The 19,148-nt window shown below is 73.7% G+C and carries 15 protein-coding genes; 2 read left to right on the top strand and 13 right to left on the bottom strand.

What is annotated here, in order from left to right; translation table 11 throughout:
• Positions 1-119: 119 nt before the first annotated feature.
• The 8 genes from argH to argC all read right to left on the bottom strand — a co-directional run bounded on the left by argH (position 120) and on the right by argC (position 8,875).
• Positions 120-1,547: an argininosuccinate lyase gene (argH, locus tag IHE55_RS25200; RefSeq protein WP_197991118.1), complete on the bottom strand. Its 1,428-nt coding sequence runs from the start codon at positions 1,545-1,547 to the stop codon at positions 120-122.
• Between the two features lie 253 nt (positions 1,548-1,800).
• A complete protein-coding gene (locus IHE55_RS25195; RefSeq protein WP_197991117.1) occupies positions 1,801-2,997 on the bottom strand; it encodes an argininosuccinate synthase in 1,197 nt (398 codons plus the stop codon).
• A gap of 355 nt (positions 2,998-3,352) precedes the next feature.
• Complete coding sequence (locus IHE55_RS25190; protein ID WP_197991116.1) at positions 3,353-3,733, bottom strand: DUF488 domain-containing protein; 381 nt, start codon at positions 3,731-3,733, stop codon at positions 3,353-3,355.
• A gap of 176 nt (positions 3,734-3,909) precedes the next feature.
• Entirely contained in the window at positions 3,910-4,488 is a 579-nt protein-coding gene (locus IHE55_RS25185; protein WP_197991115.1) for an arginine repressor, read from the bottom strand.
• Between the two features lie 19 nt (positions 4,489-4,507).
• On the bottom strand, positions 4,508-5,713 hold the full coding sequence (locus tag IHE55_RS25180; RefSeq protein ID WP_197991114.1) for an acetylornithine transaminase: 1,206 nt from the start codon (positions 5,711-5,713) through the stop codon (positions 4,508-4,510).
• Entirely contained in the window at positions 5,710-6,699 is a 990-nt protein-coding gene (gene argB, locus IHE55_RS25175; RefSeq protein WP_232265692.1) for an acetylglutamate kinase, read from the bottom strand. Before argB ends, IHE55_RS25180 begins: the two co-directional genes overlap by 4 nt.
• Entirely contained in the window at positions 6,696-7,850 is a 1,155-nt protein-coding gene (gene argJ / locus IHE55_RS25170; protein WP_197991113.1) for a bifunctional glutamate N-acetyltransferase/amino-acid acetyltransferase ArgJ, read from the bottom strand. Before argJ ends, argB begins: the two co-directional genes overlap by 4 nt.
• Complete coding sequence (argC, locus tag IHE55_RS25165; RefSeq protein ID WP_197991112.1) at positions 7,847-8,875, bottom strand: N-acetyl-gamma-glutamyl-phosphate reductase; 1,029 nt, start codon at positions 8,873-8,875, stop codon at positions 7,847-7,849. Before argC ends, argJ begins: the two co-directional genes overlap by 4 nt.
• 361 nt (positions 8,876-9,236) lie before the next feature.
• Here argC and IHE55_RS25160 point away from each other — a divergent pair, with 361 nt between their 5' ends.
• Positions 9,237-10,874 carry an MFS transporter gene (locus IHE55_RS25160; protein ID WP_307826816.1) on the top strand — a complete coding sequence of 546 codons (1,638 nt, stop codon included), beginning with the start codon at positions 9,237-9,239 and terminating at the stop codon, positions 10,872-10,874.
• A gap of 127 nt (positions 10,875-11,001) precedes the next feature.
• On the opposite strand, the gene IHE55_RS25155 is transcribed toward IHE55_RS25160, so the two are convergent.
• The 5 genes from IHE55_RS25155 to IHE55_RS25135 all read right to left on the bottom strand — a co-directional run bounded on the left by IHE55_RS25155 (position 11,002) and on the right by IHE55_RS25135 (position 17,631).
• Positions 11,002-13,386: an ATP-binding cassette domain-containing protein gene (locus IHE55_RS25155; protein ID WP_197991111.1), complete on the bottom strand. Its 2,385-nt coding sequence runs from the start codon at positions 13,384-13,386 to the stop codon at positions 11,002-11,004.
• A gap of 375 nt (positions 13,387-13,761) precedes the next feature.
• On the bottom strand, positions 13,762-14,178 hold the full coding sequence (locus IHE55_RS25150) for a VOC family protein (RefSeq protein ID WP_197991110.1): 417 nt from the start codon (positions 14,176-14,178) through the stop codon (positions 13,762-13,764).
• A 10-nt stretch (positions 14,179-14,188) separates the two neighbouring features.
• Complete coding sequence (locus IHE55_RS25145; protein ID WP_197991109.1) at positions 14,189-14,608, bottom strand: helix-turn-helix domain-containing protein; 420 nt, start codon at positions 14,606-14,608, stop codon at positions 14,189-14,191.
• 183 nt (positions 14,609-14,791) lie between these two features.
• Positions 14,792-15,724 carry an ADP-ribosylglycohydrolase family protein gene (locus tag IHE55_RS25140; RefSeq protein WP_197992243.1) on the bottom strand — a complete coding sequence of 311 codons (933 nt, stop codon included), beginning with the start codon at positions 15,722-15,724 and terminating at the stop codon, positions 14,792-14,794.
• A gap of 449 nt (positions 15,725-16,173) precedes the next feature.
• The gene (locus tag IHE55_RS25135; RefSeq protein WP_197991108.1) at positions 16,174-17,631 is read right to left on the bottom strand and encodes an aminotransferase-like domain-containing protein; all 1,458 of its coding nucleotides are present in this window, start codon (positions 17,629-17,631) and stop codon (positions 16,174-16,176) included.
• 364 nt (positions 17,632-17,995) lie between these two features.
• On the opposite strand from IHE55_RS25135, the gene IHE55_RS25130 reads away from it, so the two are divergent.
• Positions 17,996-18,817 (top strand): DMT family transporter, encoded by an 822-nt coding sequence (locus IHE55_RS25130; protein WP_372442724.1) that lies wholly within the window; start codon positions 17,996-17,998, stop codon positions 18,815-18,817.
• Positions 18,818-19,148 lie beyond the last annotated feature (331 nt).

The following is a 19,148-nucleotide window of genomic DNA, read 5'->3' as shown; positions in this document are numbered from 1 at the left end:
GCCTGCTGTATCCGGCCTCCTCCTGCCGGGTCGCGACCGGTCCGTACGCCGCGACCCTCCCACAGGTCGGCATGCCACCGCCCCGCACACGGGCGGTACGTCGCGACCCCGCCCTGGGGTCAGCGGGTCGCGTCCGCCCAGGTCCGCTGCTCGGCGAGGTCGGCCTTGACCTCCGCGAGCTGGACGGCGACGGCGGACGGTGCGGTGCCCCCGCGGCCGTTGCGGGCGGCGAGCGCCCCGGCGACATTGAGGACCGAGCGGACCTCCGGGGTGAGGTGCGGGGAGATCTTGGCGAACTGCTCGTCGGTCAGCTCGTCCAGCTCGATGCCCTGCGCCTCGCACTCCTTGACGCACTCCCCCGCGACCTCGTGGGCCACCCGGAACGGCACGCCCTGCTTGACGAGCCATTCGGCGATGTCAGTGGCGAGCGAGAAGCCCGCCGGGGCCAGCTCCGCCATGCGTTCCCGGTTCACCGTGAGCGTGGCCATCATCCCGGTGAAGGCCGGGAGCAGCACCTCCAGCTGGTCGATCGAGTCGAAGACCGGCTCCTTGTCCTCCTGGAGGTCGCGGTTGTACGCCAGCGGGAGGGCCTTGAGCGTGGCCAGCAACCCGGTGAGGTTGCCGATCAGACGGCCGGACTTGCCACGCGCCAACTCCGCGATGTCGGGGTTCTTCTTCTGCGGCATGATCGACGACCCGGTGGAGAAGGCGTCGTGCAGGGTGACGAAGGAGAACTCCTTGGTGTTCCAGATGATGACCTCCTCCGCGATCCGGGAGAGGTCGACGCCGATCATGGCGGTGATGAACGCGAACTCGGCGACGAAGTCCCGGGAGGCGGTGCCGTCGATGGAGTTGGCCGAGCTGCCGTGTTCGAATCCGAGGTCGGCGGCGACCGCCTCCGGGTCCAGCCCGAGGGAGGAGCCGGCGAGTGCGCCGGAGCCGTACGGGGAGACCGCGGTCCGGGCGTCCCACTGGCGCAGCCGCTCGGCGTCCCGGGAGAGCGCCTGCACGTGGGCGAGGACGTGGTGGGCGAAGAGCACCGGCTGGGCGTGCTGGAGATGGGTGCGGCCCGGCATCGCCACGTCCGGGTGGGCCTCGGCAAGGTCCACCAGCGCCTGCTGGAGGTCGGCGATCAGTCCGCCGATGGTCCGCGCGTGGTCCCGCAGGTACATCCGGAACAACGTGGCCACCTGGTCGTTCCGTGACCGGCCGGCCCGCAGCTTGCCGCCCAGGTCGGGTCCGAGGCGCTCCAGCAGGCCGCGCTCCAGGGCGGTGTGCACGTCCTCGTCGGCGATGGTGCCGACGAACGCGCCGGAGGAGACATCGGCTTCCAGACGGTCCAGCCCGTCGAGCATCCGCTCCAGTTCGTCGGCGGTCAGCAGCCCGGCCCGGTGCAGCACCCGGGCGTGGGCGCGGGACCCGGCGATGTCGTAGGGCGCGAGCCGCCAGTCGAAGTGCACGGACGCCGAGAGCTTGGCCAGGGCCTCCGCCGGGCCGTCCGCGAAGCGTCCGCCCCAGAGCCGGACATCACCGTTGTTGCTGCTCACTGCTGCTGCTCGCTTCTCTTCGTGTGGTGCGGGAGACGTGAAGGGAAAGGTGGGCCGGAGGGGTGGACCGGAGTCAAGGAGGTGACCGGGGGGGGTGTGACCGGGAGCGACGGGCCGCGGCGGGTGACCGGGGTGCGGGACCGGAGCGGTGGTGCACCACCGCCTCCCCGCGCACGTCGGCGAGGAGGCGGCTGGTGTGCCGGCGGCGGCCACCCGGGCCGGACCGCCGCGACGCCAGGTGCTCAGATCCGGGTCACGCGCTCAGGTCACGACGTGCCGCGATCTTGGACGAGAGACCGAAGATCTCGATGAAGCCCTTGGAGAGGGACTGGTCGAAGGTGTCACCGGTGTCGTAGGTGGCGAGGTTGAAGTCGTACAGCGCGGAGGCCGACTTGCGGCCGGTGACCACGGCACGGCCACCGTGCAGCGTCATCCGGATGTCTCCGGTGACGTGCTGGTTGGCATCGTTGATGAAGCCGTCCAGCGCCCGCTTGAGCGGCGAGAACCACAGGCCGTCGTAGACCAGCTCGCCCCAGCGCTGCTCGACCTGGCGCTTGTACCGGGCCAGCTCGCGCTCGACGGTGACGTTCTCCAGCTCCTGGTGGGCGGTGATCAGCGCGATCGCCCCCGGGGCCTCGTAGACCTCGCGGGACTTGATGCCCACCAGCCGGTCCTCGACCATGTCGATGCGGCCGATGCCCTGGGCCCCGGCACGCTCGTTGAGCTGCTGGATGGCCTGGAGGACGGTGACCGGGCGACCGTCGATGGCGACCGGGACGCCCTCCTTGAAGGAGATGACCACCTCGTCGGCCTCACGCGGCTCGGCCGGGTTGGCGGTGTACTCGTAGATGTCCTCGATCGGCGCGTTCCAGATGTCCTCCAGGAAGCCGGTCTCGACGGCCCGGCCGAAGACGTTCTGGTCGATGGAGTACGGGGACTTCTTGGTGGTGGCGATCGGCAGGCTCTTCGCCTCGCAGAAGGCGATGGCCTTGTCACGCGTCATGGCGTAGTCACGGACCGGGGCGATGCACTTGAGGTCGGGGGCGAGGGAGGAGATGCCGGCCTCAAACCGGACCTGGTCGTTGCCCTTGCCGGTGCAGCCGTGGGCGACGGTGGAGGCGCCGTGCTTCTTCGCGGCGGCCACCAGGTGCTTCACGATGGTGGGCCGGGAGAGCGCGGAGACCAGCGGGTACCGGTCCATGTAGAGGGCGTTGGCCTTGATCGCCGGGAGGCAGTACTCGTCGGCGAACTCGTCCTTGGCGTCCGCGACCTCGGCCTCCACGGCGCCGCAGGCGAGGGCGCGCTTGCGGATGACGTCCAGGTCCTCGCCGCCCTGGCCGACGTCCACGGCAACGGCGATGACCTCGGCGCCGGTCTCCTCGGCGATCCAGCCGATGGCGACAGAGGTGTCCAGACCGCCCGAGTAGGCGAGTACGACGCGCTCGGTCACGGGTTTCTCCTTACGCTCCATGCACTGATGGGCATAATTATGCACTCCACCGTATGTTTCGTCAACGCGACCGCCGGGCGACGGCGCGCCGGGCGAAAACACCTGGTCAGGACGTCGGCGAGGTCGTCGGTGGCGACGGCGGTGGGGCGCCGGTGAGGGCACCTGGACGGGTCGGCCCGCCCGCGCCCGCTCCGGGACAGCGTCCACCGGACCGTGCGGCGACCGCGGATCATCCGCACGGCGGCACGGCCCGGTCATAGGCGAGAGGGCGCCGGCGGGAGGTGTGCCGAGGAGCCGGTGGGCCGGCCGGCGGGCCGAGGGATGGGCGGCGGCCCGGCGGGTCCGCCGGGGCTGCTCAGTGGCCGGGTTCGCGGACCACCTCGGCCAGCACCCCGGTGTGGGCGTGCGACAGGTCCCGGGTCGCCGTCAGCAGGGTCAGGGGCCCGCCGTGGGCGAGCCGCCGCAGTTCGTCCACCGCGTCCCGGGCCGCCGGTCCGTCCAGCTCCGCCCGGTACCGTGCGGCGAACTCCTCGTACCGCTCGGGCACGTGCCCGTACCAGCGGCGCAGTTCGGCGGACGGGGCCGCGTCCTTCAGCCACGCGTCGAGGCGGGCGGCGTCCTTCGCCAGGCCGCGTGGCCAGAGCCGGTCCACGAGCACCCGGGCACCGTCCTCCGGCCGGGGGTCCTCGTACACGCGACGCACCTCGATCCGCCCTGCGTCGTCTTCTGCGGCCATGCCCCTATGAGATCATCGTGCCGCCCAGGGCGCGGGCGGACGGCTCCGAACGGCGTAATGCGCTCCTCCTGGCGGACGCCGCCCCGGGCGGGCCGTCGGCCCGCCGGGGGGCGGTAATGCGGGGCGCCTCCGGCGCGCCGGAGGCATGACGGGCCGGATGGCGCCGGGCGGGGTGGTCAGCGGGCCTTCTGGGCCAGTCGCAGCAGGTGGTCCGCGAGCGCCTGCCCTCCCGCGGGGTCCCGGCTGATCAGCAGCAGGGTGTCGTCCCCGGCGATGGTGCCGAGGATGTCGTGCAGCTCCGCCTGGTCGATCGCCGAGGCGAGGAACTGGGCGGCGCCGGGCGGGGTGCGGAGCACCACGAGGTTGGCGGACGCCTCGGCGGAGATGAGGAGTTCACCGGAGAGCCGGCGCATCCGTTCTTCCTTGGCGGACTCCCCCAGGGGCGCCTGGGGGGTACGGAAGCCGCCTTCGCTGGGCACGGCGTAGATCAGCTCACCTCCGGTGTTGCGGATCTTCACCGCGCCCAGCTCGTCGAGGTCCCGGGAGAGGGTCGCCTGGGTGACCGAGAGCCCGTCGTCGGCGAGCAGCTTGGCGAGCTGGCTCTGGGAACGCACCGGTTGCCGGTTGAGGATGTCCACGATCCGGCGGTGGCGGGCGGTGCGGGTCTGTGGCACAGCCTGTCCGGCCGCGTGGGTCGCGGCGGCGACGTCCCGCGCATGGCTGTCCCGTAGCTCGTTGTGCTGCGCCTCGGTCATCGTGTCGTCAGTCTCCGGATCATCCTCGTTCCCCGTGTCCCGTCCGCCCGGCGGCGTGGGCGGCGTCCAGGACCGCGGGGAGGGCCTGGAGGAAGGCGTCCACGACGGTGTCGTCGAGGATGAGCGGCGGTGCGAGCCGGATGACGTCCGGAGCGACCGCGTTCACCAGGAGTCCCGCGTCCTGAGCCGCCTGCTGCACCTGCTGTGCGAGGGACTCTGTGAGCACGATACCCAGCAGGAGGCCGGAGCCGCGGACCCGGCCGACCAACGGGTGGCGGAGGGCCTCGATCCCGTTCCGCAGCCGCTCCCCCGTGTGCTTGACCTGGTCCAGCAGGCCGTCCGCCGCGATGGTGTCGAGTACCGCGAGCGCGGCGGCGCAGGCCACCGGGTTGCCGCCGAAGGTTGAACCGTGCTGGCCGGGGGTCAGCAGCTCGGCGGCGGGACCGAAGGCGATGGTGGCGCCGATCGGGAGGCCGGCGGCCAGCCCCTTGGCGAGGGTCACCACGTCCGGTTCGACACCGTGTGCCTGGTGCTCGAACCAGTGGCCGGTGCGGCCGATGCCGGTCTGGATCTCGTCGAGGACCAGCAGGGTGCCGGTGGCCCGGGTGATCTCCCGGGCCGCGGCGAGGTATCCGGCGGGCGGCACGATGACACCGTTCTCGCCCTGGACGGGTTCGATGATCACCAGTGCGGTGTCGGTGGTGACCGCTGCCCGGAGGGCGTCGGCGTCCCCGTACGGCACCTGGGTGACCTCGTCCAGCAGGGGGAGGAAGGGGCCCTGTTTGGCGGGCTGGCCGGTGAGGCTGAGGGCTCCCATGGTGCGTCCGTGGAAGCCGCCGGTGGTGGAGACCATGTGGGTGCGCCCGGTGCGCCGTCCGATCTTCACGGCGGCCTCGACGGCCTCGGCCCCGGAGTTGGCGAAGTAGACCCGGCCGGGACGGTCGAAGAGCTGGAGGAGCCGTTCGGCGAGGGCCACCGGGGGCTCGGCGATGTAGAGGTTGGAGATGTGGCCGAGGGTGGCGATCTGTTCGGAGACGGCGCGCACCACCGCGGGGTGCGCGTGGCCGAGGGAGTTGACCGCGATGCCGCCGACGAAGTCCAGGTACTCCTTGCCGTCGGCGTCCCAGACCCGGACGCCCTCACCGTGGGTGAGGGGCAGCCGGGGGGTGCCGTAGTTGTTCATCAGCGCGCCTTGCCAGCGCTGCTTCAGCTCGGTGTTGGTCACGGCTGCGAATCCTCCGTGTCGGGGTGGGCGGCCGGCCCGCCGCCGGCCGTGGTGGCTGCGGGGTGCGGCCGTGCCGGGCCGGGGTGTCCCGCCGGGGTGGGGGTGTCCGGGACGACCATGGTGCCGATGCCCTCGTCGGTGAAGATCTCCAGCAGGATGGAGTGCTGGACCCGGCCGTCGAGTACGCGTGCGGTGGTGACGCCGTTGCGCACCGCGTGGAGGCAGCCCTCCATCTTCGGAACCATCCCGCTGGCCAGCTCCGGGAGGAGTTTCTCCAGCTCGGTGGCGGTGAGTTGGCTGATGACGTCGTCGCTGTGGGGCCAGTCGGCGTAGAGGCCCTCCACGTCGGTGAGGACCATCAGCGTCTCGGCGCCCAGGGCCGCGGCGAGGGCGGCGGCCGCGGTGTCGGCGTTGACGTTGTAGACGTGTCCGTCGTCCGCGCTGCGGGCGATGGAGGAGACCACGGGGATGCGGCCGTCGTCGAGGAGGGCCTGGATCACCCCGGTGTCGATGCCGGTGACCTCGCCGACCCGGCCGATGTCCACGCGTTCGCCGTCGATGTCGGCGTACCGCTTGGTGGCGGTCATGGTGTGGCCGTCCTCGCCGGTGAGCCCGACGGCGAGCGGGCCGTGCCGGTTGAGCAGGCCGACCAGTTCGCGCTGTACCTGTCCGGCGAGCACCATGCGGACGACGTCCATGGCTTCCGGGGTGGTGACCCGCAGCCCCGCCTTGAACTCCGACTCCAGGCCGAGCCGGTCGAGCTGGGCGCTGATCTGCGGGCCGCCGCCGTGCACCACGACGGGCCGGATTCCGGCGTGCCGGAGGAAGACGACGTCCTGGGCGAAGGCGGCCTTGAGTTCGTCGTCCACCATGGCGTTGCCGCCGAACTTGATGACGACGGTCTTGCCGTGGTGGCGGGTCAGCCAGGGCAGCGCCTCGATCAGGATGCGGGCCTTGGGGAGGGCGGTGTGCTTGCGGGTGTTCATGAGGAGTAGGCGCTGTTCTCGTGGACGTAGTCGGCGGTGAGGTCGTTGGTCCAGATGACCGCGGACGCGGAGCCGGCGGCGAGGTCGGCGGTGATCCGCACCTCGCGGTAGCGCATGTCCACCAGGGCGCGGTCCTCACCGACCGAGCCGTTCTTGCACACCCAGACGTCGTTGATGGCGACGTTGAGCTGGTCGGGGTCGAAGGTGGCGGAGGTGGTGCCGATGGCGGAGAGCACCCGGCCCCAGTTGGGGTCCTCGCCGTGGATGGCGCACTTGAGGAGGTTGTTGCGGGCGATGGTGCGGCCGACCTCCACAGCCTCGCGCTCGTCGGCCGCGTTGATCACCTCGATGCGGATGTCCTTGGAGGCGCCCTCGGCGTCGCCGATGAGCTGCCGTGCCAGGTCGTCGCAGACGGTGCGGACCGCTTCGGCGAATTCGTCCGGGTCGGGGGTCACCCCGGTGGCGCCGGAGGCCAGCAGCAGCACGGTGTCGTTGGTGGACATGCAGCCGTCGGAGTCGATCCGGTCGAAGGTGGTGCCGGTGGCGGCGCGCAGTGCCGTGTCGAGGCCCGGGGCGTCCACGTCCGCGTCGGTGGTGAGCACCACGAGCATGGTGGCGAGCCCGGGGGCGAGCATCCCGGCGCCCTTGGCCATGCCGCCGACGGTCCAGCCCGCGGGGCTCTGGGTCACGGCCGTCTTGTGCACGGTGTCGGTGGTCTTGATGGCGATGGCGGCCTTCTCCCCGCCGTGCGCGGACAGCTCTCCGGCGGCCTTCTCCACCCCGGACAGCACCTTCTCCATGGGGAGCCGGATGCCGATCAGGCCGGTGGAGGCGACGGCGATCTCACCGGCGCTGTGGCCCAGGACCTCGGCGGCCTTCTCCGCGGTGGCGTGGGTGTCCTGGAAGCCGAGCGGGCCGGTGCAGGCGTTGGCGCCGCCGGAGTTGAGGACCACCGCGGAGACCTGTCCGCCCTTGAGCACCTGCTCGGACCAGAGGACCGGGGCGGCCTTGACGCGGTTGGCGGTGAAGACGCCGGCGGCGGCGAGGCGCGGCCCGTTGTTGACCACCAGGGCGAGGTCGGGGTTGCCGTTGCTCTTGATTCCGGCGGCGACGCCGGCCGCGGTGAATCCCTGTGCTGCCGTGACGCTCACGGTGCCACTCCGATCATGGGAAGTCCGGTGTCCTCGGGGAGGCCGAGGGCGATGTTCATGCTCTGCACCGCGCCGCCCGCGGTGCCCTTGGTGAGGTTGTCGATGGCGCTGATGGCGATGATCCGGCCCACCGCCTCGTCCAGCGCGACCTGGAGCTGGACGGCGTTGGCCCCCTGGACGGCGGCGGTGGCCGGCCACCGGCCCTCGGGCAGCAGCCGGACGAACGGCTCGGCCGCCAGCGCCTTCTCGTAGGTCTCACGGAGCCGGGTGGCGGTCACGCCCGGCCTGGCCTTGGCGCTGCAGGTGGCGAGGATGCCGCGGGCCATCGGGGCGAGGGTGGGGGTGAAGGACACGGCGACCGGCTCCCCCGCCGCCGCGGAGAGGTTCTGGACCATCTCCGGGGTGTGCCGGTGGACACCGCCGACGCCGTACGGGCTCATCGAGCCCATCACCTCGCTGCCCAGCAGGTGCGGCTTGGGGGCCTTGCCCGCGCCGGAGGTGCCGGAGGCGGCGACGACCACCGCCTCGGGCTCGGCGAGTCCGGCCGCGTAGGCGGGGTAGAGCGCCAGCGACACCGCGGTGGGATAGCAGCCGGGCACCGCCACCCGCCGGGCGCCGCGCAGCGCGGCCCGTGCCCCGGGCAGCTCCGGCAGCCCGTACGGCCAGGTGCCCGCGTGGGGGGAGCCGTAGAACGCCTCCCACGCGGCGGCGTCCCGGAGCCGGAAGTCGGCCCCGCAGTCGATGATCAGCACCTCGTCGCCGAGCTGCTCGGCGACGGCCGCGGACTGCCCGTGCGGCAGCGCGAGGAAGACCACGTCGTGCCCGGCGAGCACCTCGGGGGTGGTGGGCTCCAGCACGCGATCGGCCAGCGGGAACAGGTGGGGCTGGAGCGCGCCGAGGCGCTGTCCGGCGCTCGCGTGACCGGTCAGGGTGCCGATCTCCACCTCCGGGTGGGCGGCCAGCAGCCGCAGCACCTCTCCCCCGGCGTACCCGCTCGCTCCGGCCACGGCCACTCGTACGGTCATCGGACCCCTCCTCACTGATGGCATGACTATACGGAGCACGGCAGGTTTATGCAACGGGTCGCCTGGCGTCCGGCCTCGACGGAGATCACGTGGCGGCGCCGGGCACCGCACCGCATCGGCCCGCTGTGCGGGCAGCAGGGCCGGGGAACGGGACCGGGAGCCGGGGTCGCGGAAAGCGGTGCGCCGGCCTGCCGGAGGGCATGAATTCCGCCCGGCCGCAACTCTCCCTCCGAAAAGGAAAGCCGCAATTCGCGGATTCACCGGAGGGCACAGAATTGTTCGGTCCGCAAATCCGGTCGGAGGGCATACAGCGCCCTCGACCGCAAGAGCGTGGACCGGAAATTCCGAACTTGACGGCGCCGTGGAGCACATTTATGGTCCGGTCTTCCAGGACCCCGCCGCTCGATATCCGAAGGTGTTCATGAACGCGTCCCCGGTATTGCCGAAATTCAGGCAGCAGTTGATTCTTTCCGTTCTCATGCTGTGTTCGGTGCTGATCTGGCTGGAGAACACCGTCCTGAGTACCGCGCTGGAGACCCTCGCCGACCCGGACCGGGGGCTGGGCGCCGATCCCGGCCGGCTGCAATGGGCGACCGGTGCGTACACCCTGGCCTTCGCCACCTTGATGTTCACGGCGGGGGCACTGGGCGATCGGTTCGGTCACCGGACCGTGTTCTCCGGCGGGCTGGTGGTGTTCGCCGGGTCCTCGCTGTGGGCGGCGTACGCGGGCGACGCGGACCAGCTGATCGCGGCCCGGGCCGCGATGGGGGTGGGCAGCGCGCTGATCACGCCCGCCATGATGGCCATCCTCATGTGGACCTTCACCGGCCCCGCGCGGGCCGCCGCCGTCGGCGTCTTCTCGACGTCGGCCGGTGTCGGAATGGCCGTCGGCCCGGTGCTGGCGGGATTCCTGCTCGACCATTTCTGGTGGGGTTCGGTGTTCCTGGTCAACGTCCCGGTCGCCGCAGCGGCACTGGTCGGGCTCGCCGTGCTGGTCCCGAATTTCCGCAGCCCTGTCCCGCGAACTCTGGACCCCGCCGGAATGCTGCTGTCGGTCAGCGGGCTCTCGGTGCTGACCTACGGGCTGATCCGGGCGGGGCAGGTGGCGGTGTGGAGTCGCACCGACGTCTGGGCGCCGATCGTCGCCGGACTCGTTCTGCTGGCCGTTTTCGTACTCGTCGAACTGCGCGTCGAGGTGCCCGGCTTCGATCCGCGGCTGTTCGCGCGACGCGCGTTCGGTGGCGGCAACGCGGCGCTCGGACTCCTGCTCTTCGGCGTCGCCGCGATCACCTTCTCCAACGCCTTCTACCTGCAGGGTGCGCTCGGTTTCTCCCCGATGAAGGCCGGGCTGGCCAACATCCCGACCGCGCTGGGTGCTCTGGTGGGGGCGCCGCTCGCCTCGCGTCTGGTCCGCCGGCTGCCGCTGCGGGTCGTCACCGTGCCCGCGCTGACCGTGGCCGCGCTGTCCATGGGCGGCTACGCATTCCTCGGGCTCCAGACTCCCCTCGTCCTGATCGAGATCCTGTTGCTGCTCCAGGGGCTCTCGGTCGGCATGGTGATCGGCCCCGTGACGGCCGCGTTGATCAGCGACCTTCCGCTGGAACAGGCCGGTGCGGGATCGGCCGTCACCAACACCGTGCGGCAGACCGGCAGTGTGATGGGGATCGCGGTGGGCGGCACGATCATGTCGATCGTGTACCGGCGCGCGATGGAACCTTCGCTGGAGGGCGTACCCGGTCCGGTGCGGGAGCAGGCGCGGGTCTCCGCCGAACAGGCCCGTCACGTCGCCGCCACCACCCACCGGCCCGCCCTCGCCCGGGCTGCCGATGACGCCTTCGTCCACGCTCTGCACGTCGCCGCGGGCTGGGTCGCGGCCATCGCGCTCCTCGGAGCGGTGGTGCTGCTGATCACCTTGCCCGCCGGCGGGAAGGAGAGGGGTCCGGCACCGGAGCCGGACCAGGAGGGCGCCCGCGGCTCCGGTGCCCGGTCCGCCGTGTGACGGGCTGCCCGTGCGCGCGGTCGCCGGACGAGGTGCCCTGCCGGCCCGCGACGGTGGCCGCTCGGCCGGCAGGGCACCTCCCCGGAGCGGAAGCCCCGCACCACAAGCCCCGGATTCAGCCGTGGATTCAGCCGCCGACGTAGGCGGCCAGGTGTTCGCCGGTGCGGGTGGAGCGGGCGGCGACCAGGTCGGCGGGGGTGCCCTCGAAGACGATCCGGCCGCCGTCGTGGCCGGCGCCGGGGCCGAGGTCGATGATCCAGTCGGCGTGTGCCATCACCGCCTGGTGGTGTTCGACGACGATGACCGACGTGCCGGAGTCCACCAGCCGGTCGAGCAGGCCGAGCAGGTGCCGGACGTCGGCGAGGTGGAGGCCGGCGGTCGGCTCGTCGAGGATGAGGACGCCGCCCTTGTCGGCCATCCGGGTGGCCAGCTTGAGCCGTTGCCGCTCACCGCCGGAGAGCGTGGTGAGCGGCTGGCCGAGGGTGAGGTAGCCGAGGCCCACGTCGGTGAGCCGGTCGAGGATCTTCGACGCGGCGGGCGTACGCGCCTCGCCGGAGCCGAAGAAGTCGCGGGCCTCGGTCACCGGCATCGCGAGCACCTGGCTGATGTCCTTGCCGCCGAGGCGGTACTCCAGCACCCGCTCCTGGAACCGCCTGCCCTCGCACTCCTCACAGGTGGTGTCGGTGCCGGCCATCATGCCGAGCTCGACGTGGACCACCCCGGCGCCGCCGCAGCCGGGGCAGGCACCCTCGGAGTTGGCGCTGAACAGCGCCGGCTTCACCCCGGCAGCCTTCGCGAACGCCTTGCGGACCGGGTCGAGGAGCCCGGTGTAGGTCGCCGGGTTGCTCCGCCGGGAGCCGCGGATGGGGGTCTGGTCCACCCGTACCACGCCCTCCTCGGCCGGGATCGACCCGTGCACCAGCGAGCTCTTGCCGGAGCCGGCGACCCCGGTGACGACGACCAGGACCCCGAGCGGGATGTCCACGTCCACGTCGCGCAGGTTGTGCCGGCTCGCCCCCCGGATCTTCAGCGCGCCGGCCGGCGTCCGTACCGTCTCCTTGAGGGCGGCCCGGTCGTCGAGGTGGCGGCCGGTGACGGTGCCGCTGGTCCGCAGCCCCTCGACGGTGCCCTCGAAGCAGACGGTGCCGCCCGCGGTGCCGGCGCCCGGTCCGAGGTCGACCACGTGGTCGGCGATCTCGATCACCTCGGGCTTGTGCTCGACCACGAGCACCGTGTTGCCCTTGTCCCGCAGCCGCAGCAGCAGGTCGTTCATCCGCCGGATGTCGTGCGGGTGCAGGCCGGTGGTGGGCTCGTCGAAGACGTAGGTGACGTCGGTGAGGGAGGAGCCCAGGTGCCGGACCAGCTTCACCCGCTGGGCCTCGCCGCCCGAGAGCGTGCCGGTGGGCCGGTCGAGCGCCAGGTATCCCAGTCCGATCTCCACGAAGGAGTCGAGGGTGTGCCGCAGGGCGGTGAGCAGCGGCGCCACCGTCGGCCTGTCGAGGCCGCGGACCCAGTCGGCCAGGTCGCGGATCTCCATCGCGCAGGCGTCGGCGATGGAGATTCCCTCGATCTTCGACGACCGGGCCGGTCCGGCCAGCCGGGTGCCGTCGCACTCGGGGCAGGTGGTGAAGGTGACCGCGCGCTCCACGAACGCCCGTATGTGCGGCTGCAGCGCCTCCTTGTCCTTGGACAGGAACGACTTGCGGATCTTGGGGAGCAGCCCCTCGTAGGTGAGGTTCACGCCCTCGACCTTCACCTTGGTCGGCTCGCGGTGGAGGAAGTCGTGCATCTCCTCCTCGGTGTAGTCGCGGATCGGTTTGTTCGGGTCGAGGAAGCCCGACCCGGCGTAGACCCGTACGGTCCAGAAGCTGTCGGACTTCCACCCGGGGATGGTGAAGGCACCGTCGGCGAGGGACTTGGAGTCGTCGTAGAGCTGGGTGAGGTCGATGTCGGAGACCGTGCCCCGTCCCTCGCAGCGCGGGCACATGCCGCCGGTGCGGCTGTAGGTGGCGTTCACGGTCTTCCCGGCGCCGCGCTCGACGGTGATCGCGCCGCCGGCCCGGACCGAGGGGACGTTGAAGGCGTACGCGCCGGGCGGCCCGATGTGCGGGGTGCCCAGCCGGCTGAAGAGGATGCGCAGCATCGCGTTGGCGTCGGTGGCGGTGCCCACGGTGGAGCGGGGGTCGGTTCCCATCCGCCGCTGGTCGACGACGATCGCGGTCGTCAGTCCGTCGAGGACGTCCGCCTCCGGGCGCGGCAGCGTGGGCATGAAGCCCTGGACGAAGGCGCTGTAGGTCTCGTTGATCATCCGCTGTGACTCGGCGGCGATGGTGTCGAACACCAGCGAGCTCTTGCCGGAGCCGGAGACGCCGGTGAACACCGTCAGCCGCCGCTTGGGGATCTCGACGGCGACGTCCCGCAGGTTGTTCTCGCGCGCGCCGTGCACGCGGATGACGTCATGGCGGTCGGCGATGTGCGGCGCGGGCCGCCGCGGGTGGGTACTGCTGGTCATGCTGCTGGTGTCTCCATCCGTGGAAGGCCGGCCGCGGTCGCGGCCGGCCCGGCGCCGCCGGGGCCGGGTGGCGGGTCCGGTCGGCGGTCCGGCTCCGGGGTCCGTGCCCGGGGTCCGGCCGGGCGTCGGGCACGGGGCCGGGGCCCGACGGTGCTCCGGTCGGTCGAGTCGGTCCGGTCGGTTCCGTCCGGTCGGTCGAGTCGGTCCGATCCGGTCGGTCCGGTCGGTTCGCTCGTCCTGTCCGTTCGTGCGCCGTTCCGGCCTGTTCGCCGGATGGTGCGGCGCGGTGCGGGCGGGCGGCGCCGTGCGGGGCCGGGGTTCGGTGCGGGGCGTCCCCACGGCCGCCGGCGGCGTGCCGGGCGGCCGCGGGGTCCGTCACTTCCCGCGGCGCTGGGTGAAGCGGAGCATGTTGCCGGCGGGGTCGCGGAAGGCGCAGTCGCGGACGCCGTACGGCTGGTCGATCGGCTCCTGGAGCACCTCCGCACCGGCCGCCCGGATGTGTTCGAAGGTGGCGTCGCAGTCGTCGGTGGCGAAGATGACTCCGCGCAGCATGCCCTTGGCCAGGAGTTCCGCCATCGCCTGCTGGTCGGCCGGCGAGGCGTTGGGGTGGGCGAGCGGCGGTTCGAGGACGATCTCCACGTCCGGCTGCGTGGGCGAGCCGACGGTCACCCAGCGCATCCCCTCGAACGCGACGTCGTTGCGCACCTCCAGGCCCAGGGTGTCGCGGTAGAAGGCGAGCGCCTTGTCGTGGTCGTCGACGGCGATGAAGCACTGTGCGAGCGTGATGTTCATGCCGCAGACGCTACGAGGCGGCGGTGGTTTTCGCTTCTCCGATCCTGACCGGTCGCGTGTGGATCTTGGCGACGCAGGCCGGGATGGCGGCGCTCTCGTCGTGGCGTCGGGCCCGGTAGGCGCTGGGGGTCTCACCGACCAGTTCGGTGAAGCGTGAGCTGAACGACCCCAGCGAGGTGCAGCCGACGGCGAAGCAGACCTCTGTCACGCTGAGATCGCCCCGCCGCAGCAGCGCCTTGGCCCGCTCGATCCGGCGGGTCATCAGGTAGTTGTACGGCGTCTCCCCGAAGGCGGCACGGAAGCTGCGGGAGAAGTGCCCGGGCGACATCAGGGCGACCCTCGCCAGCGCCGGGACGTCCAGCGGACTCGCGTAGTCCCGGTCCATCGTGTCCCGGGCGCGGCGCAGACGTACCAGGTCCTCCAGGTTCATGGTCACCAGCATCGCACGGCGCCGGTGGCGGCCCGCCGGGTCGCGGTGGCGGGACGGCCCGCCGGGGCTGGTGGGCGGGGACGGGCCCGCCCGCTGCCGGGCCCGTCCCCGCCAGGATGCGGTCCGGGGGCGGCGGTACGGCCGGCGACCGGCCGGCGGGCCAGGAGGGCGTCGGGCGTCGGGTCAGGAGGCCGTCAGGCGGCGGGTCAGTTCCAGGAGTTCCGGCAGCCGCAGGACCCGGTCACCGGCGCCCGGCAGCGGGACGTGGAGCGGGCCGGTCCAGCGGTCCGGGATGGCGTCGAGCCCGTACACCGCTCCGGCGAGCCCGCCGGTGACCGCGGCGACGGTGTCGGTGTCGCCGCCGAGGTCGATCGCGGCCCGCAGCGCCGTCTCGAAGGAGTCGGTGGTGCGCAGCGCCCAGACCGCCGAGCCCAGGCAGGGCCAGATCGCGCCGTTGGGCTCGGTGGCCAGGTCCGGGTGCCAGTCGGGCGCGAGGACGGTGGCGTAGCGGTCCCGGTGGCCGGGGTCGAGGAGGGCGAGGGCGCCCGGGAGCGCGGCGAGGGGGTCGGCCCCGTCGAGTGCCACGCGCAGCAGTTCGTGGAAGAGCGCGGTGCCCTCCCAGGCGGCGGGGTCGCCGTGGGTGAGGGCGGCGATCCGGCGGGCGGCGTCCGCGGTGGCGTCCGGTCCGTCGGCGGCGAAGTACACGGCCGGGGTGGTGGCCCGCATCAGCGATCCGTTCCCGGCGGCGTGCCCGGTGGTCCGGAAGTGCTCGGCGGCGGCCCGGTCCCACGGCAGGCCGGCGGTGAGCACCGCCTCGGTCTGCAGCCCGATGTCCTTGGGGTCGGAGGCCGCCCACCGCCGGAAGCGGTGGAAGACGTCGGCCGGGTCGAGGCCGCCGTGCTCCAGCAGGGACTCCGCGACGTGCACGGCCATCTGCGTGTCGTCGGTCGCCTCGCCGGGGTCCCAGCCTCCGCCGCCGCACATCTCCTCGGCGGGGGTTCCGGCGGGGAAGCGGCGGGAGAAGGCCCCGGCGGGCCCGAATTCGAAGGGGGCGCCGAGCGCGTCGCCCACCGCCGAGCCGACGATCGCGCCCGCGGCGCGCTGGGTGCGGTCCATCATCGGGCCAGGGTAGGACGGCGGCGCGGCCGGCCGGCGGCCGGGGGTGCGGGCGCCGGGCCTCCGTGGCGGCCCCCACCCGGGCGTCGGGCAGGTCCCGGCCCGCGCGTCGGGCAGGTCCCGGCCCGCGCGTCGGGCGGGTTCCCGGCGGCCGGGCCCGGGCCACGGTCGGGGACTGCGGCGCGCGGGCCGGGGTCGCGGTCGGGGATCCCTGCGGGTGGGCCGGGGCCGGCGGGTCGGGGTCCCGGCGCACTCCCGTCCGGTCCCGGCGGGCGGGACCGTGCGGCGGCCGGCCCGTGCGTCCGGCGGTCCCGGCGGGCGGACGCGACGGCCGGCGGAACGGCCGCGGGGACGGCCGGGCCGCGTGCCGGTGCCCGCCGGCCGGGTGCCCGGCCCGCGGGCGTGCGAACCGCCGGGCGCCGGGGGGTACGAAGAGCGGCCGGCCGGGTTCAGCCGCGGCCGGTGCCGGTCTCCGCGAAGGCGGTACGGAGCCGGCGCACGCCCTCCGCCAGCTCCGCGGGACCCGAGGCGGAGGCGAAACCGAGCCGCAGGTGCGGGGCGGGGGGTTCGGCGCTGAAGTAGGGGCGGCCGGGGGCGACGGCGACCCCGGCGCGCAGCGCGGCGGCGGCGAGGGCGGCCTCGTCCGTGCCGTCGGGCAGCCGCAGCCACAGGTGGTAGCCGCCGTAGGGGACGTGCGGCACCTCGGCGGCGTCCGGCAGTTCCTGGTGGAGGGCGGCGAGCAGCGCCTCGCGACGGGTGCGCAGGGCGGCGGCCACGGTCCGCAGGTGGCGGGGCCAGGCCGGGGCGCCGACCAGTTCCAGCGCGGTTTCCTGGAGCGGCCGGGGGACGAAGAAGCTGTCCACCACCTGGATGGCGCGCAGCCGTTCCAGGGCGGGGCCCCGGGCGGCCAGCGCGCCCACCCGGAGGCTGGGCGAGGTGATCTTGGTGAGGGAGCAGACGTGCACCACCACGCCGTCGGGGTCGTCGGCGGCGAGGGTGGCGGGGAGCGGCGGGGCGTCCTCGTGGACCAGGCGGCGGGCGAAGTCGTCCTCCACCACGAAGGCGCCGGCCTGCTGCGCCACCCGGATCACCTCCGCCCGCCGGTCGGGGGCGAGCACCGCGCCACCGGGGTTCTGGAACAGCGGCTGGCAGACGAAGACCCGGGCACCACTGGCCCGGAACGCCCGGGCCAGCAGGTCGGTCCGCACGCCGTCGGTGTCGGCCGGGACCGGCACCGGCCGCAGTCCGGAGGCACGGGCCGCGGCGAGCATGCCGGGGTACGTGGGGGACTCCACCAGAACCGGGGCGCCGGGGGCGGCCAGTCCGCGGAGGGCCGTGGTCAGGGCGCTCTGGCCGCCCGCGGTGATCAGGACGTCGGAGGCCGCCAGGGCACCGGACGGGCCGCCGATCTCCCGGGCGAACCAGGCCCGCAGCTCGGGCAGGCCATCGGTGGGCGGTCTGCCCCAGGCCCCGGGGCGGCGGCCGGCCCGGGCGAGGGCCGCGGCCATGGCCTGCTCGGGCTGGAGACCGGGGTGCAGGTATCCGCCGTTCAGCTCGATGACGCCGGAGGGCGGGGCGGCGAGCGTGGTGAGCACCCCGGAGGCGTCCACCGAGCGGGGTACGGCCTCCCCGGCGGACTCCGCACCGAGGGCGAGCTCCTGCCAGGAGGTGTCGCCCGGCCGGTGCCGGCGCGCGGGACGGTCGGCGCGGAAGGCACCGGCCCCCGGGCGGGTGACCACCAGCCCTTCGGCGGCGAGGGCGGCCAGCGCCCGGGAGACCGTCACCGGACTCACCCGGAACCGCTCGACCAGTACCCGGCTCGACGGCAACTTCTCCCCGGGGGAGTAGCGGTTCAGCTCGGAACGGAGAAAGCCCGCCAGCTCCTCCACACTGCTACGCTCTTGCATGAGGAACAACGATAGCGCTATCGGTCGATGCGGGATAGCAGTCAACGACGCCGCCCCGGGCACCGCGAGGGCCGCGGCGGGCCGGCCGACCGTCGCACCCCCCACGTCCTCCGCCGGCCCGGTGGCCGGCCGGACGGCGGGCCAGATGGCGGGCCGGACACCGGAACGGACCCCCGGAGAGACACCGGAACAGTGCTCCGGCCGGGCGCCGGGGCGGACGTCCGGGGGGACACCGGAGGGGAAGCAGGGGCGGACGGCGGGGCCACCCGGCCCGGACCGGCTCGCGGACCGGCCCCCGGGCCGCGGTGCCGGCGGCGCCGAGGGTTCCGGAAGCCTCGCCGGGACGCTGCTGGCCGGGCTGGGGGTGGTCGCGTTCTCCCTCACCTTCCCGGCCACCGCCTGGAGCCTGGAGGGGCTCGGCCCCTGGTCCGTCACCTCGGTACGGATGGTGCTGGCCGGACTGGTCGCGGGCGGCTGTCTGCTCGCCCTGCGGGTGCCGCTGCCCGCCCGCCGGCACCTGCCCGGCCTGCTGGTGGTCGCGGCCGGCGTGGTGGTGGGCTTCCCGCTGCTGACCACACTGGCGCTGCAGACGTCCACCACCTCCCACGCCGCGGTGGTGGTGGGCCTGCTGCCGCTGACCACGGCGGCGCTCTCCGCGCTGCGGACCGGGGCACGGCCGTCGCGCACCTTCTGGGCGGCGGCGCTCACCGGCGCCGCGGTGGTGATCGCCTTCGCCGTACGGGAGAGCGGGGGCTCCCTGAACACCAGCGATCTGTACCTGTTCGCCGCGCTGCTGGTGTGCGCGGCCGGCTACACCGAGGGCGGCCGGCTCGCCGCCCGGATGCCCGGGTGGCAGGTGATCGGCTGGGCGCTGGTCGGCTGCCTCCCGCTGTCCCTGGCCGGGGCCGCGGTCGCCCTGTCGGTGGAGCCCGCGGAGGTGACCGGGCACACGGTGGCGGGCATCCTCTGGCTCGCCGTGGGGTCGCAGTTCCTGGGACTGGTGGTCTGGTACCGGGGCATGGCGGCCATCGGGGTGGCCCGGGCGAGTCAGCTCCAGCTGGCCCAGCCGCTGCTGACCCTGGTGTGGTCGGTGCTGCTGCTCGGTGAACGGCTCACCCCGGCCGCACCGGTGGCGGCGGTCGCGGTGCTGGTGTGCATCGGCGTCACCCAGCGGTCCCGGACCTGAAGCCGCCGGGGCGCGGCGGCCGGCGGTCCGGCCCCGCCTACGGCCCCGGGCGCGCGTCCCACCGCCGTGGGAGCGCGTCCCCCGCCGTGGGCCGGTGCCCCTCCGCCGCGGGTCGGCGTCCCTTCGCGGGTGTCCCTCCCTTGGGCGCGCGTCGCACCCGGTCGTCGGGCCGGTGCGCGCCCGGCCGCGCGGGGCACCGGCGGTACGCACGCCGGACGGCCGCGCCGCCGCACAGCAGTACGGCGGCGGCCGTACGCCGCACCCGTCGGACCGGGCCGGGGCCGTGCCGACAGGCGGTGCGTGTTCCGACGGGCGGCACCCGTTCCCGCGG

The sequence above is a fragment of the Streptomyces pactum genome (assembly GCF_016031615.1).
Taxonomy (GTDB): Bacteria; Actinomycetota; Actinomycetes; order Streptomycetales; family Streptomycetaceae; genus Streptomyces; species Streptomyces pactus.
This window is presented reverse-complemented; position numbering and strand designations above follow the sequence as displayed.

What these genes read in the sequence shown, in the direction of transcription:
- IHE55_RS25140 (WP_197992243.1), bottom strand. Translation starts at nt 15,724, where the DNA reads ATGGACCGCACCCAGCGCGCCGCGGGCGCGATCGTCGGCTCGGCGGTG.
- IHE55_RS25135 (WP_197991108.1), bottom strand. Translation starts at nt 17,631, where the DNA reads ATGCAAGAGCGTAGCAGTGTGGAGGAGCTGGCGGGCTTTCTCCGTTCC.
- argB (WP_232265692.1), bottom strand. Translation starts at nt 6,699, where the DNA reads ATGAACACCCGCAAGCACACCGCCCTCCCCAAGGCCCGCATCCTGATC.
- IHE55_RS25155 (WP_197991111.1), bottom strand. Translation starts at nt 13,386, where the DNA reads ATGACCAGCAGTACCCACCCGCGGCGGCCCGCGCCGCACATCGCCGAC.
- IHE55_RS25190 (WP_197991116.1), bottom strand. Translation starts at nt 3,733, where the DNA reads ATGGCCGCAGAAGACGACGCAGGGCGGATCGAGGTGCGTCGCGTGTAC.
- IHE55_RS25150 (WP_197991110.1), bottom strand. Translation starts at nt 14,178, where the DNA reads ATGAACATCACGCTCGCACAGTGCTTCATCGCCGTCGACGACCACGAC.
- argC (WP_197991112.1), bottom strand. Translation starts at nt 8,875, where the DNA reads ATGACCGTACGAGTGGCCGTGGCCGGAGCGAGCGGGTACGCCGGGGGA.
- IHE55_RS25145 (WP_197991109.1), bottom strand. Translation starts at nt 14,608, where the DNA reads ATGAACCTGGAGGACCTGGTACGTCTGCGCCGCGCCCGGGACACGATG.
- IHE55_RS25185 (WP_197991115.1), bottom strand. Translation starts at nt 4,488, where the DNA reads ATGACCGAGGCGCAGCACAACGAGCTACGGGACAGCCATGCGCGGGAC.